A 13,552-nucleotide genomic window follows, 5' to 3' on the forward strand; every position below is an offset into this window, starting at 1 on the left:
CTTTTGCTTTTTCCTTAGAGTTTGAATTTCCTCTTTTATATAAATGAAGAGGAAGTCCTGCCAAGGTTTCAGCAAGAACTCTCACGCATGAATAAACTGCTGTCATTTGCATGGCAGTAAATTCGTTGACATTCCTTCCTGCTGGTGTTCTCCCAAATAAAAAAGACGATGAAGATATCCTCTCCCCGTCTTTAGGTTTGTCTCTCGATTTGAATATTAAATTTAAAATATTTATATTACCACCTCCTTCATATGACTTTATTTAAAATTTTATACCATCTTTCTCCAATAAAGTTTGAGTGACAAACTCACTAATATTAGAAAAATTCCAGTTATTACAAGTGTATAAAAAACAACCATATTAAAATAACTAGCTAAAATAGAAACTACAAAAATTCCAAGTGCTATTTTCCATATTAAATTAGAACCTGATTTTAGTTTTATAAAATTTTTCCTTTCATCATGTTCATCAATGTACAATTCTCTTAATAATTTATCGTCCTTTAAAGCTTTCCTAATTCTAAACACCCAGAAAACACAAATTATTTCTATTCCTAATGTTAATCCATCAATAAATCCTAATGCTGAATCATTGAGCCTAGCCTGATCCTTTAATAAAAAATTACCTATTCCCCAAAATATCAGTGCAAAACTTATATAAGATTTATATAATCTTTCCCTTTTTTTCAATACTTCATGATAATTTTCTAAATTCATTATTCATCCTCCTCTAGTTCAAATACATCTTCTATCTTTAGGTTAAAATATTTAGCTATCTTATAAGCTAATGGCAAAGACGCTATGTATTTTTCAGTTTCTATAGATGTAATAGTTTGCCTTGTAACTCCAACAATATCAGCAAGTTCAGCTTGGGATAATTTCTTTTCTTTTCTTAATTCAGGAATCCTTGTCTTCAATTAACCACCTTCTTTATATAATACATAATTTACTTTCCACTATAAGTATAGTTTGCTTTGCATTTATTATCAAGTTAGCTTTGCATAAATAACGTAAATTTAAAAAACAATCAATCCCCTATCATCATAAACAGATTCACTTGTATCATTGCCACATCTTATCGCCCTATCAAGGGCCATGATGGTTGCAATTACACCATCTATCTTTTCTGTAGACTTTTCCTTATCTGCTTTTATGTTTCCTGCCGGGTCTGTTCGAATAAATATATTATCCATCATCCACCTTAAAACAGGATGACCTCCATGAGCGATTTTTCTTTCAAGGGTTAGTTTCATGAGTTCTTTTGTAGGAGGAGACATATCTTTAAAACCTTGTCCAAATGGAACTACAGTAAATCCCATACCTTCTAAGTTTTGAACCATCTGGACTGCTCCCCATCTATCAAAGGCAATTTCTCGGATGTTATATATCTCACCTAAGTATTCGATAAATTTTTCTATAAAGCCATAGTGGACTACATTACCTTCAGTGGTTTGAAGATAGCCTTGTTTTTGCCATAAGTCATAATTGACATGATCCCTTTTTACTCTTAAGTCTAGATTATCTTCTGGCAACCAAAAGTAGGGTAGGATTTGAAATTTATCATCTTCATCAAGTGGAGGAAAGACTAAGACAAAAGCTGTTATATCTGTTGTAGAAGAAAGGTCAAGACCACCATAGCAAACTCTTCCTTTTAATTCTTCTTCATTTACTTTGAAGTTGCAAGCATCCCACTTGTCCATAGGCATCCACCTAATTGCTTGCTTTACCCATTGGTTTAGTCTTAATTGTCTAAAGGAATTTTCCTCTGCAGGATTTTGTTTTGCAGAGTTGAAGGCTTGTCTTACCTTTTCTATTGGAACTGTAATTCCTAAAGATGGATTCGCCTTATACCATACTTTTTCATCTGTCCAATCATCTTCCCTATCTGCTCCGTAAATTACAGGGTAAAAAGTTGAATCAGTTTTTCTTCCTTCAAGGATATCTACTGCCTTTTGATGTGTTTCATAGCAGATTGATTTTGTATCTGTACCTGCTGTTGTTATTAAGAAGTATAAAGGCTGAGTCCTTGCATCTCCTGAACCCTTGGTCATTACATCAAATAGCTTTCTATTAGGCTGGGTGTGAAGTTCATCAAAGACTACACCATGAATATTAAATCCGTGTTTAGAATAAGCCTCTGCAGATAAAACTTGATAGAAAGAATTAGTAGGCTTATATATCATTCTCTTTTGAGATGCTAGAATCTTTACTCTTTTAGAAAGGGCAGGAGACATTCTAACCATATCTGCTGCTACATCAAAGACAATAGTTGCTTGCTGTCTATCTGCTGCACATCCATAGACTTCTGCTCTTTCTTCTCCATCTCCACAGGTTAGAAGTAAGGCTACTGCTGCTGCAAGTTCACTATTATGTGTTGGTAAAAAAGAACGCCCCACCAAATACTGGTGTGACGGACTATCTACTTGAATGCACTGCATCCCTTTATTTTTTACTTTTTCTATGCTTTCTATATATCTGTAATGACTTCTAGTTCTTGGATTTCTTTTTACAGCATTTTTTTGTTTTCTTTTAAGGCTTGCTATTCTCAAATCATCAAATGCAGTAAATTTTACATAATATAATGTTTCTCCTGTCTTTCTTCTACCGCATTCATCGCTAGGTTTATCCATATCATTTCTTATAGTTGATGGAGCTTTAGTAATTGCATTTTTTATTCCTAACGACCATAAAAGTTCACTAACACTTTCAGAGAGTGCTTTTTCAGTAGAAGTATAGATAGCTTGTCCTTTTATAGTGGATATAGAGCCATCTGAATCCATAAGACCCTGCAATAGTTCCAGTCTTTGTTCCACGGATGCCCTCAAATATATCATTGGTATAACTTTATCATGAAAAGATTTAAGTAGGATTTTTCTTAATTCAGGAATCCTTACTACTTTAGAATCTCCATTGTTTTGCCACCTATTTCCTATTTTATGATTTGGCCAGACTTTGTTTAAAACTTCTACCACATCACAAGTTTGAATAGTTAGTTCTGGTTTTACTGCATTTCCATTTCCTAACCAATATCCCATTAGGTAAGGATCTATTTCTAAATCTGTATATTCTGTTTTTATTTTTTCAGCTACTTTTATTCTAAATCTAAGACAAGATTCATTTTCTCTAGGCATATTAAATAATTCTTCTGTTGTAATGGTAACATCTTTTCTCTTTCCTCTTGTGATTTGCCCTACCCATTCATGTCTTGCACCAGCTATAATTTCTTCGCCATCTTTAAATTTAATTTTATACGCCTGTTCTTTATAATCTACTTTACTTTTTGCTACAACATTACATTGATTGCCTTTTTCATCAAATATTACATCACCTACTCTTATTTTCCCCATAGTGGTAAAACCATTTGGTGTAGGAATTAAAGTATTTAGGTCTAGCTGTTTTCCTTGTTTTTTAGGTATTTCAATATATGCCGTGTTAAATTGCCTGTACCCTGTTTCTTTGACAATTCCAAATAAATCTCTTATAATTTCTTCTTGCCAGTCAATCAATTTAAAAGGCTTACCTGCCCATCTGCCCTTTGTGTGTTTTAGACATTCGATAAAAGTAACTGCATAGTCAGCCTTGTTTTTATCATAGTGTGACGAATCAAGCATGAACTTTGTAGGCTTATAATTTTTTAATTTTTTCATTGAACCTCCTTCCTGTAAAAATGGGCATAGCCTGTTTTTGACAAATCATAGATTTGAAACAAACAGGCATCTGACCTACCTACGACTAACTAAAGTTCGTCGGGTTAGGTCATAAAAAAAAGACCCTCCAGGTCTACTACGACAAATAGGGCCTTAGCTCCTTGTCAATTTTGTTAAAATAAGTCGTCTATTTTATTATACTCTGCTTTCAATTTTACTAACTCTTGCCATATACATTGCGCTCTAAAATTATTCCTTGTTTCTCTAAGTTTTTCCTCTAAATCATTTATTTCCTGTTTTCTTCTCTTAAGTACTTCCACTCCATTGCCTTCTTTTGCGTCCTTATAGTCTCTTTCAAATGTAGTCATTTTATTTTCTCGCTTTCTTTATTTCTTTGTAAGCTTTCTTAAGTTCTCTATCTAGTGTTTCTGATTCTGCAAAAAGTTTGAATTCTTCTTCTGTTAAGTTTCCTTTTTATTCTTCCCAAAGTTCTTCATGAACTTGGTCTGCACATTTCTTTGCTGTTCCTGCTATGTCTAAAAGGTTAACGGCTGCTCCAATCTTACCTTCTTTTGATTTTTTTATTGAGTTTTCAACGTATCTTTTGCAAGCTTTAACTTCTGTTTCTAATCTTTCTAAAAGGTCTTTTTTCATGGTTTTACTCTCCTTTGCTTTTGTTATATACATATTCCCGTATAAGAGAGTTTTAGTCAAGTCTTTTATGCCTATAAATCGGCTATTTTTCAATCTTTTTTTAAAGATTATCTATAAAATCGTCAAACCATTTTGCTCCAATCTCAAGCCTTATCATTGGAAGTCTACCAAGCTTATTATATTTTAAACTTACTATCCTTAAGTCTTCTGGTAGGTTAGTTTCGTAAAGTGCATTGATTGTTTTTCCCATTGTGATGTAAATTGTGTCATCTTCAATGTAATCCTTTAGATAATCTTTGAAAGCTAGGTCTCCATTTTCTCCTTCAAAAAGTCCAAGCATTGTAATTGCTGAAGAGTCGATTAACTCCTTTACATCATCTTTTGTTTTCATGTATCTGTATGTCATCTTTTTCTCCTTATTTAAGAAAGGGCCAAGAATTCATCGTAGGTTATTAAGCCGTCATCGTAATCTTGGTAAAATTGGTTGTCTTTATACTTTTCTCTTTCCACTTCTTTTCTCTTTTTATACATTTCCATGTATTCGTTCCAGCCTATTTTGCCTTCATCATAAAGTTTTCTTTCAGGCTCTTCTTTGTATAGTTTTTCTCTCTTTTCTTCTAATCTCTTTGTCGCTTCTAAAAATGTTTGTCTTTTTAATTCTTGGTTTGTCATTTTTACTTTCTCCTCTCTTTTTCTTATACACATATTCCCGTATAAGAGAGGGTTAGTCAAGTTATTAACGCATGAATATCCGCTATTTTTCAATGTTTTTTAGAGATTACTTTCACTCTGTCTACTTTAAAGATTACATTTAAACTTGAACCATTATCCCATTCGACTATAATTGAACCAATATCATCAACGCCTATAACAGTACCTAAAGTTCCTCTTGGAGGAGCTTGTTCATCTTCCATTTGGATTAGTTTTACTCTTGTGCCTACTGGATATATTTCTCTTAAAGTTTTAATCATTTCCCTTGAAATCATCTCATCACCTCACATACATACATTGCTCAGAAGTATTTATATATCAAGTCTTATTGGCTATATTTACCAATCTTTTAAAAATATATATTGCACAGGGTAGGGCAATTCCATTTCCCCACATCTTGTATTCTGCAGAATCAGTATGAGGCTTTTTAAGCCATTTTATTATTTGCTTATCTGTTTTCTTCTTTTTTAGTCCTTTTATTTCAGCATCTTTGTCAAAAACTTGTCTCCAAAATTTCAGGTCATCTTCAGTTGGATTTTCTATTCCTAAGCCTTCACACCAATAATCAGGAAAACCTTGTAATCTCCCACATTCTTTTGGCGTAAGTCTTCTTACAAGTTTTTGATTAACAAGTGGAGGTTCTTTATAGTCCGTTGCTACTAGGGGAGATGAGATGTTTTTATCAGATTTTGTAAAGTGAGAGTTTTTACTCATTGAGTAGACATCCTCTACTACAGCTAGTCCACCTTGATTCCTTGTTGGAGTATTCCCACTGGTATCTATAGTTCTTGAAACATCACATTTATAGATATTATGTCTTTCGCTTTTAGTATTTTCTGAAGTCTGACGAATATCATACACTACGAAAGGTTGATTGTTTCCACCTTGACCAAGATTTGATGCAAGGGTTGGGCTTTCATCAAGTGGACCTTTGTATCTTGCATCTTGTCCATGATTTTCGTAAACAAGTGGAGGATTTCCAGCCTTTGCTCTTAGAGTTCCAGATTCTTCTAAGTAATAGTCCATCCTCTCTCCGCCCTGGTCATTTAAGCAGATTGTTTTTCTAGTGCATCCTTCAGTGGTTTTGGGATTTCTTTTCCTTTCCTCTTTGCTCTTTGTAAAATCCCTTGGCAGGCTTTTGGAGTCAAATAATATTTCTCTGGCACTTCTTCCTCCAAAATCTGCGACAAGAAAGATTCTTCTACGTCTTTGGGGTACTCCAAAGTATTTAGCATCAAGGACTCTCCAAGCAAGGGAAAATTCATCTCCCATGATTTCTCCAGCATATTTCCACTTGTTAGGTTTAGGTATTGATATTCTGGGATTTTTAATTCTTGTAATTTCTTCAAGGACGCATCTGAAATCTTCTCCCTTATTAGAGGAAAAGGCTCCTGGTACATTCTCCCAAAGGATGTATCTTGGGTATTTACCACCTGTTTTACACCTCATTTCTTTTATAACTCGTATTGCCTCATAGAATAGATTTGATTTAAAGCCTCTAAGGCCTTGTCTTTTACCTGCAATAGATAAATCTTGGCAAGGGCTACCAAAGGAGATGATATCTACTGGTGGTATTTCTCTTCCAGCGACATCTTTTATATCACCAAAATGTTTAACATAAGGTATGTTCTTCTGTGTAACTCTTATAGGGAAGGGCTCGACTTCAGATGCCCATATTGGTTTAATTCCAACCTTAATAGCAGCAAGTGGAAAACCTCCGCTTCCATCAAATAGAGAACCGAGTGTAAGATTAGGATTCATCTTTAACTAACTCTGAATACTTATATTCCTTACCATCTCTTAGAAGCCTTATTTCTTCATCGCTGCCAACTAAATTCAAATATCTTTTAACAGCTACATCAACAAATTTAGGCTCTATTTCTATACCGTAACAAGTTCTATTAAGTTGTTCACAAGCAATAAGTGTTGATGCACTTCCAAGAAATCCATCAAGGACTAATCCGTTAGTTTGAGTAGATTGTTTTATTAAATATGCAATAAGTGGGACTGGCTTTGATGATGGATGACCACAGCCTTCTTTTTCTGAATCTTTAATGCTGTCAAATTCAAAAACTGCTGTCTGCTTTTGATCTCCATACCAGTTGTGCTTCCCATCTTTTCTCCAACCAAATATGATAGGCTCCATATTAAATTTCCAATCTGTCCTCATAAAAGGTGCTCTTGGTTTCTTCCAAATAAGACCTGCACCAACTTTAAATCCTGCATCTTCAAAGGCATCATAGAAAACTCTTGCCTTCATCGTTGCATAGAATTCATAGATTGATGCATCTATAGCCATTGCATCTTTGAAGTTAGTGAATACTTTCATTAAGAATTCATAGGCCTCTTTATCATTTAAGTTGTCGTTTTTAATTGTCCCTGACTTGTTTTTCAACTCAACAAAATATGGTGCATCTGTACACACTAGATTGACCTTAGTATCTCCAAGTAACTTTTCAAAAGTATCCCATAAAGTAGAATCTCCACAGATAACTTTATGTCTTCCTAGTGTCCAGATATCTCCCATTTTAGAAAAAGTAGGTTTTTCTAATTCTCCCTCAACATCGAAATCATCATCTTCAGTCTCATTTCCTAAATCAAAAAGCTGACCTAGTTCTTCTTCTGAAAAACCTGTCAGCTCTACATTAAATCCATATTCTTCTAAGGATTCTATTTCTATTTTTAATAATTCTTCATCCCATCCAGCATCAAGACTTAGTTTATTATCGGCAAGTACATATGCTTTTCTTTGTGCATCTGTAAGATGATTTTCTAATATGCAAGGTACTTTTTTAAGTCCTAGTTTCTTAGCTGCAAGAAGTCTGCAATGACCTGCTGTGATTACATTGTCATCTGAAATTAGGATCGGGTTTAAAAATCCAAATTCTTTTATTGATGCAGCAACTTTATTTATCTGTTCATCAGTATGCGTTCTTGCATTATTGACATAAGGAATAAGGTCATCGACATTTTTTAATTCATATTGTAAAAGTCCTTCTTTCATTCAAGCATCACTCCTTTCATCACCTTATCTAATCGATTTATAATACCTGCTATAACAGGTCTACTACAATCATTTATCTCTGCTAATTTAGTTTTAGAATATCCACAGTGTTTATTTAAAATATATATAGTCATCCAATCAGCAGTGTTAATTCTGTATCGACCACAACGCCTTTGTAATTTACCACTTTTAAGGCCAGAGTTTAATTATTTTCTAAGGTTGTAGTCCACTCTAGATTATCTAGACTATTATTTAATTTATTCCCGTCTATATGGTTTACAGATTTTAACGGATTAGTTCCAATCCATGCATTTAGCATCATTCTATGGGCTTTCAAATGCTTTTTAATACCCTTTTCTCGGATTCTATAAGTTACATATCCATCTCTATCAATACTTCCTTTAAGTTTTCTAATTCTATAATTTTCATAGTTATTTCCTGATTTCGTTTTCTGCCTATGACAGACAGAATAAAAATTACCGAATTCATCGCAAATATAACAGATATTTTCTTTGCAAAATCTATAGTTATATATTCCTATAGAATTCAATTCTGAATCTATCCATTTAATCATCTCTTTAGAATGAGAAAAACCTACTATAGTTTTTGACATTAAATTAGACCCCACTTTGCAAATTCTTCAAAACCACCGATAGAATTAATATATTCTCTAGCTATCTCAACTATATCTGAATAAGGTCTGCCATCTACAGTTTCATCACCAATTGCACAGGAGAACTCTATCTCTCTATTTTCCTTTTGTGCTTTTAAGTGGGCATAAATATTAACAGATACATCTGTTTTGGATAGGTCTTTTCCATGAAGACCTCCTCCAGTTACAGCCCTGCCCATATCTGAGCCTAGCTTTCTATTGGTTGCTCCTGTGTCCACATCAGGACCTCCTGTCCAATAACCTAAAGGATTAATTATTGCCTTTGGATAGATTGCTTTAAGAATTTCATTATCTATATTGGATTGGCAGATGATAAGTTTTTCTCCATCAAGAATATACTTGCCATCATAAGGATAAGAACCATATATTTCTCTAGCGATGGCACTGAGTTTCTTTTCTTCTTCTGATGTAGGCACTCCTTTAAAGATTCCATTATCTCCACACCTAATTTTCCCTTCTTGATTATTAGATAGGTGGATGTCTTGATTTACAATTCTAATATTTGAATCTACATTTCCAGCTATTCTCTTAATAGCGTCTTCAATTTCTTCTTTATTTAACTTACAATCCGTTTCTATAATTACATGGCAATCTCCGTGGCCTAGTAAAACTTCAACTGCAATTGCATTATACTTATAAAAGTGGACACATTTAAAAAATAGATATACTATTAACTTAGACACCACAAGGAGGTATTTTTATGTCCACAAGAAATCACTATGACGAGGATTTTAAACGAACCCTCGTGGAACTTTACCACAACGGTAAAACACAAGCTTCACTTATCAAAGAATATGGTGTATCACAATCAGCACTCACAAAATGGATTAAACAATATTCAACCGTCGAAACAGAAAGCGGAGAAGTTCTTACAGCCAAACAAGTCAAAGAACTTCAAAAGCGTATGGCTCAACTTGAGGAGGAAAATCAAATATTAAAAAAAGCGATTGCCATATTCACTCCACACTCAAACAACGATTAGATGCTGTTTACAAGTTGCAACACCAATACACTATTAAAACTCTTTGTCGAGTTCTAAATGTTAATCGTAGCACTTATTACAAGCATTTTTATTCGAAACCTGCTCCTCGCACCTGTGAAAATCAAGTCATTCGTAAGCACATATTACAAATTTATTCTGACTATGATAATTCTCTAGGTGCTTACAAAATTCGTCGTGTTTTAGAACGTGATTATGGAATTAACATCAGCCTCGGTAGAGTGTATCGATTGATGAATACAATGAATCTTCCAAAGCGGTCCACAGAGAAACCCAAATGGAAGCATTCTCATAAGGAAAACGGTAACTGCTTCAATCATCTGAATCAACAGTTCAATCCTTCTTCTCCAAACTCTGTTTGGGCAAGTGATTTTACTTATATCAAAGTAAATGGCTCTTTCCATTACCTTTGTGTTGTGATGGATTTATTTTCAAGGAAAATCATCGGCTGGAGTATCTCTAATCGCCACAATGTAGATTTAACTATGAAAGCTTTTAAAAAGGCTTATTTTGATAGAGGTGAACCTGAATATGTGCTCTTTCATTCAGATCGTGGTTCTGAATACACTGCCTATACTTTTAGACAAGCATTAGAAAAGCGTAATGTTGTTCAGTCCTTCTCCCAAAAAGGCTACCCATATGACAATGCATGCTGCGAAAGCTTCTTTCGCCATATGAAACGAGAATGTATTAACCGTAAATCTTTCCGCAATCAGAATGAATTACGTCTATGCTGCTTTGAATACATCAATCGCTACAACTCGAAACGTCCTCACTCTTCACTGGGAGATTACACTCCTGATGAAATAGAACAGTTTTACATGGAAAGACAGGAATAATTCTGTCTTTTCATAAAAATATATTTAAAAAGTGTGTCCATTTACTTGACTATGTTGCAAATTTTAGGATTCTCTTTATTTTTATATGCCAAATCTACTATTGCTCCAGCAATGCAATCCGACATTTTATCAACGTGTGATGGGTTTACTTTTTCAAACATTCATATCTCCTTATCTTCTACTACGAAGTAATTTTTCCATCATATCCTCTCCATAGTCCTCATAGATCTCAGTGCAATTTTCTTTCACTATGTCATATATCTCATACCATAATAGGTTTGCTGTCTTCTGAAATTGACTAGACATCTGTACAAATGGAGATGCAATAACTCCACCTGTTGTTGGATGTTTTCCTAATAGCCCAAATTGACTTATTGCTTCTTCACATTGAATAAAACGAGCAAAAGCTTGTGAATATGATTCCAGTAATCTTGGATTTATTAAGTTTTCACAGTTTCTCTGTTTTAACCAACTCCAAGTCTCTTTGTAAATATCATCTGCTCCTAGTGGGATTCCATTTTTTTGTTTTGCTGATAAATAATCACTAGGTGCTGGCATATCTACTCCATCAAGGACTGCTCCTTCTGGAAGATCAACTGCATCAAGTTCATGTGGACTAAATTCTGGAATATTATTTAGCATGACTTCTACTTCTTTTCCCTTTTGTATTTTTTCAATGGCAGGCTGTGGTTTTCCACCTGCTTTTACTCTTCGTCCACCCCTATATGTTCCATCTTTTGCGATAGTATTACCTCCTAAAAAATTTATATTTTTACTTTAATGTGTGCTATTGACTTCTATCTTTTCTATGCTATAATTTAACTAACAGAACCTCTCCACGCTTAATGTAGATTTTCTACATGCGGACCACGGAGAGGGCTTTTTTGTATTAAGGAGTAATTTTATGGAATTAAAGCCGGCTTTGAATTATGATGACCAAATTACAAAACTAAAAAATGAGCATAACCTTTCAATATATGACGATGCGTTTGCAAAAGAAGTTTTGAAAAAAGTAAATTATTACAGACTTTCAGGTTATGGTATTGGTTTTAAAAAATTCAATAATATAGAACATTACAAGGATGATATAACTATTGAACATCTTTTTAATCTTTATTGCTTTGATAGTCAATTTAAAAATAACCTTATGAGAACTATTGAGCAAATTGAAATAGAACTTAGAACTCAAATTGCTTACCACTTGTCTATTAAGTATGGTTCTGATGTCCTTATGCACGAAGATAATTTTATTTATAAAACGAATAAAAAAGGTCAAACCATATATTCCATCATCAATGAAAACCTAAATAAAGAAATTAACAGGCAAAGAAATAAACCTTTTGTTAAACACCATTTAAGAAAATATGATGGAAAATTCCCAATATGGGTATCTGTTGAACTGATGTCTTTTGGAAATTTATCTTCTTTATTCAGTATTCTTAAAGATGAAGATCAAAAAGAAATTTCTAATTATTACAACACAGATCCTAAATATTTGAAAAATTGGATTTTATGTCTTGTTGAAGTTAGAAATATTTGTGCCCATTACACTCGACTTTATAATATGCCTTTAAAGGAAAATCCGCGTCTTTATTCTGAGAATGAGCAATATAAAGGCAAACAAAATAAAATATTTCCTATTCTTTTAATCATAAAAAGAATTCTAAATTCAAATGACCAATGGAAGTCTCTTTTAAAAGACTTAAAAAATACTTTCAATAAATACCAAGGTTACTTTAACTTTAGTTTTATGGGTTTTCCTAATAATTGGGAAGATGCTCTTTAATACCCCCTTTGAACCCGTCTTTTTGTGCGTGAGAGGGCGGCACCGTTGGTACACCACTTCGCCGTGGAGAAGTTGACTCCCCCTCCCCTCGAAGAATTACCTACCAAACCTATCTCCCATCTCTGCATGAATTTTTGAGTGACAAGATTTACAAACACTCATAAGATTTTCTTCATCATTTGTTCCCCCAAGAGATAAAGGTTTAATATGATGCACGTGTTCTGCTTTTGTTATTCTATTTTCTTCAAGGCATTTCTCACAAAGTGGATGCTCACTAATATATCTTTTACGAATTATTTGCCACGCTTTACCATAACGCTTATGAGTCTTGGGATCCCTTTTATATTTTTCATAATTTCTGTTGTATTCTTTTTCATGCTCTTTACAGAATCGTCCATCTACTAGTTTGGGACAACCTGGATGTGAACATGGTTTCTTAGGTTTTCTTGGCATTTAATCACTCCAATAAAATAGCCCTGAAGATAAATTCTCCAAGGCTCATTTTTATTATTCTTTTGCTATTATAACTATACTACAACTACTTACTCTCATTCTATCAACTTTACTCTCCACTTGACTTTTTCCTTAGAAAAAATTATAATTTAGTTAGAAAGTATGAAATTCTAACTAAGGAGGTTTGTTATGTTAGTTGAACTAAAAGCTAAATCACAAGTCACTATCCCAAAAGACATCGTAAATTCTATGAAATTAAATCAAGGTGACCAATTTGAAGTAACTGAAGACAATGGAAAAATTGTACTTGTTCCAGTTGCAATCTATCCGGAACATGTCATTAAAAATTTAAAAGCTGAAGTTAAGGAAATCAAAGAATCTATTAAAAAAGGTGATCAACCTGTCTTTGATTCTATTGATTCTCTCTTTGAAGAATTAGATAAGTAATGTCCTATAAAATTACTTATTCGAAAGCCTTTAAAAAACATTACAAGAAACTATCTGATACTGAAAAGAAACAAACGAAAAAGAAACTTAACTTTTTCGTAGAAAATCCTACTCATCCATCTTTAAGAACTAAGAAAATACAAGGTACAGATGGAATATGGGAGTCTTCTATCAATATGGATATTCGCATTATTTGGCTCTATGAAAATAATGAGCTGATATTCCTTTTAGACATTGGACACCATGATATCCTAGACAAATTTTAATAATCGTACTATAATTAATTTACGAATTGAAAACGAAAGTTTTGCGGGTGATGCATTTATGCGTCACCCGAT

The 13,552-nt window shown here is 33.5% G+C and carries 20 protein-coding genes; 5 read left to right on the top strand and 15 right to left on the bottom strand.

Annotated elements, in window-relative coordinates:
* Positions 1-270: 270 nt before the first annotated feature.
* From HV819_RS06425 to HV819_RS06480, 13 genes are all read right to left on the bottom strand, one after another.
* A complete protein-coding gene (locus tag HV819_RS06425) occupies positions 271-717 on the bottom strand; it encodes a hypothetical protein (protein ID WP_176269768.1) in 447 nt (148 codons plus the stop codon).
* The gene (locus HV819_RS06430; protein ID WP_176269769.1) at positions 717-917 is read right to left on the bottom strand and encodes a helix-turn-helix transcriptional regulator; all 201 of its coding nucleotides are present in this window, start codon (positions 915-917) and stop codon (positions 717-719) included. Before HV819_RS06430 ends, HV819_RS06425 begins: the two co-directional genes overlap by 1 nt.
* Positions 918-1,016: 99 nt before the next feature.
* Positions 1,017-3,647, bottom strand: coding sequence for a terminase TerL endonuclease subunit (locus tag HV819_RS11795; RefSeq protein ID WP_176269770.1), 2,631 nt, complete (start codon positions 3,645-3,647; stop codon positions 1,017-1,019).
* A 173-nt stretch (positions 3,648-3,820) separates the two neighbouring features.
* Positions 3,821-4,015, bottom strand: coding sequence for a hypothetical protein (locus tag HV819_RS06440; protein ID WP_176269771.1), 195 nt, complete (start codon positions 4,013-4,015; stop codon positions 3,821-3,823).
* A gap of 106 nt (positions 4,016-4,121) precedes the next feature.
* Positions 4,122-4,301: a hypothetical protein gene (locus HV819_RS11605; protein WP_235942768.1), complete on the bottom strand. Its 180-nt coding sequence runs from the start codon at positions 4,299-4,301 to the stop codon at positions 4,122-4,124.
* A 100-nt stretch (positions 4,302-4,401) separates the two neighbouring features.
* Positions 4,402-4,707, bottom strand: a complete 306-nt coding sequence (locus HV819_RS06450; RefSeq protein WP_176269772.1) for a hypothetical protein — start codon at positions 4,705-4,707, stop codon at positions 4,402-4,404.
* Positions 4,708-4,721: 14 nt separating this feature from the next.
* Complete coding sequence (locus HV819_RS06455) at positions 4,722-4,973, bottom strand: hypothetical protein (RefSeq protein WP_176269773.1); 252 nt, start codon at positions 4,971-4,973, stop codon at positions 4,722-4,724.
* Between the two features lie 89 nt (positions 4,974-5,062).
* Positions 5,063-5,287 carry a DUF4314 domain-containing protein gene (locus tag HV819_RS06460; protein ID WP_176269774.1) on the bottom strand — a complete coding sequence of 75 codons (225 nt, stop codon included), beginning with the start codon at positions 5,285-5,287 and terminating at the stop codon, positions 5,063-5,065.
* Between the two features lie 43 nt (positions 5,288-5,330).
* Positions 5,331-6,773, bottom strand: coding sequence for a DNA (cytosine-5-)-methyltransferase (dcm, locus tag HV819_RS06465; protein WP_176269775.1), 1,443 nt, complete (start codon positions 6,771-6,773; stop codon positions 5,331-5,333).
* A complete protein-coding gene (locus HV819_RS06470) occupies positions 6,763-8,016 on the bottom strand; it encodes a site-specific DNA-methyltransferase (protein WP_176269776.1) in 1,254 nt (417 codons plus the stop codon). The genes dcm and HV819_RS06470 overlap by 11 nt, the downstream gene beginning before the upstream one ends.
* Entirely contained in the window at positions 8,013-8,150 is a 138-nt protein-coding gene (locus tag HV819_RS11440; RefSeq protein WP_216629218.1) for a hypothetical protein, read from the bottom strand. Before HV819_RS11440 ends, HV819_RS06470 begins: the two co-directional genes overlap by 4 nt.
* Before the next feature lie 68 nt (positions 8,151-8,218).
* Positions 8,219-8,629: an HNH endonuclease gene (locus tag HV819_RS06475; protein ID WP_216629219.1), complete on the bottom strand. Its 411-nt coding sequence runs from the start codon at positions 8,627-8,629 to the stop codon at positions 8,219-8,221.
* Positions 8,629-9,372 carry an S-adenosylmethionine synthetase gene (locus HV819_RS06480; protein WP_235942769.1) on the bottom strand — a complete coding sequence of 248 codons (744 nt, stop codon included), beginning with the start codon at positions 9,370-9,372 and terminating at the stop codon, positions 8,629-8,631. The genes HV819_RS06475 and HV819_RS06480 overlap by 1 nt, the downstream gene beginning before the upstream one ends.
* Positions 9,373-9,389: 17 nt before the next feature.
* Between HV819_RS06480 and HV819_RS11445 the strand changes: the two genes are divergently transcribed.
* Together HV819_RS11445 and HV819_RS06485 are read left to right on the top strand one after the other, a co-directional pair.
* Positions 9,390-9,671, top strand: coding sequence for a transposase (locus HV819_RS11445; RefSeq protein ID WP_216629220.1), 282 nt, complete (start codon positions 9,390-9,392; stop codon positions 9,669-9,671).
* A gap of 14 nt (positions 9,672-9,685) precedes the next feature.
* Positions 9,686-10,528: an IS3 family transposase gene (locus tag HV819_RS06485; RefSeq protein WP_235942770.1), complete on the top strand. Its 843-nt coding sequence runs from the start codon at positions 9,686-9,688 to the stop codon at positions 10,526-10,528.
* Between the two features lie 171 nt (positions 10,529-10,699).
* Here HV819_RS06485 and HV819_RS06495 read toward each other — a convergent pair whose 3' ends face one another.
* Positions 10,700-11,170, bottom strand: a complete 471-nt coding sequence (locus tag HV819_RS06495) for a P27 family phage terminase small subunit (RefSeq protein ID WP_216629221.1) — start codon at positions 11,168-11,170, stop codon at positions 10,700-10,702.
* Positions 11,171-11,432: 262 nt separating this feature from the next.
* On the opposite strand from HV819_RS06495, the gene HV819_RS06500 reads away from it, so the two are divergent.
* Positions 11,433-12,314, top strand: coding sequence for an Abi family protein (locus HV819_RS06500; RefSeq protein ID WP_176269777.1), 882 nt, complete (start codon positions 11,433-11,435; stop codon positions 12,312-12,314).
* A 96-nt stretch (positions 12,315-12,410) separates the two neighbouring features.
* On the opposite strand, the gene HV819_RS06505 is transcribed toward HV819_RS06500, so the two are convergent.
* Positions 12,411-12,767, bottom strand: a complete 357-nt coding sequence (locus HV819_RS06505) for an HNH endonuclease (RefSeq protein WP_176269778.1) — start codon at positions 12,765-12,767, stop codon at positions 12,411-12,413.
* Positions 12,768-12,956: 189 nt separating this feature from the next.
* On the opposite strand from HV819_RS06505, the gene HV819_RS06510 reads away from it, so the two are divergent.
* Together HV819_RS06510 and HV819_RS06515 are read left to right on the top strand one after the other, a co-directional pair.
* Positions 12,957-13,214, top strand: coding sequence for an AbrB/MazE/SpoVT family DNA-binding domain-containing protein (locus HV819_RS06510; protein ID WP_176269779.1), 258 nt, complete (start codon positions 12,957-12,959; stop codon positions 13,212-13,214).
* Positions 13,214-13,480, top strand: coding sequence for a type II toxin-antitoxin system RelE/ParE family toxin (locus tag HV819_RS06515; protein WP_176269780.1), 267 nt, complete (start codon positions 13,214-13,216; stop codon positions 13,478-13,480). Before HV819_RS06510 ends, HV819_RS06515 begins: the two co-directional genes overlap by 1 nt.
* Positions 13,481-13,552: the final 72 nt, after the last annotated feature.

Origin of the sequence: Anaerococcus faecalis (assembly GCF_013371425.1) — a bacterium.
Classification (GTDB): domain Bacteria; phylum Bacillota; class Clostridia; order Tissierellales; family Peptoniphilaceae; genus Anaerococcus; species Anaerococcus porci.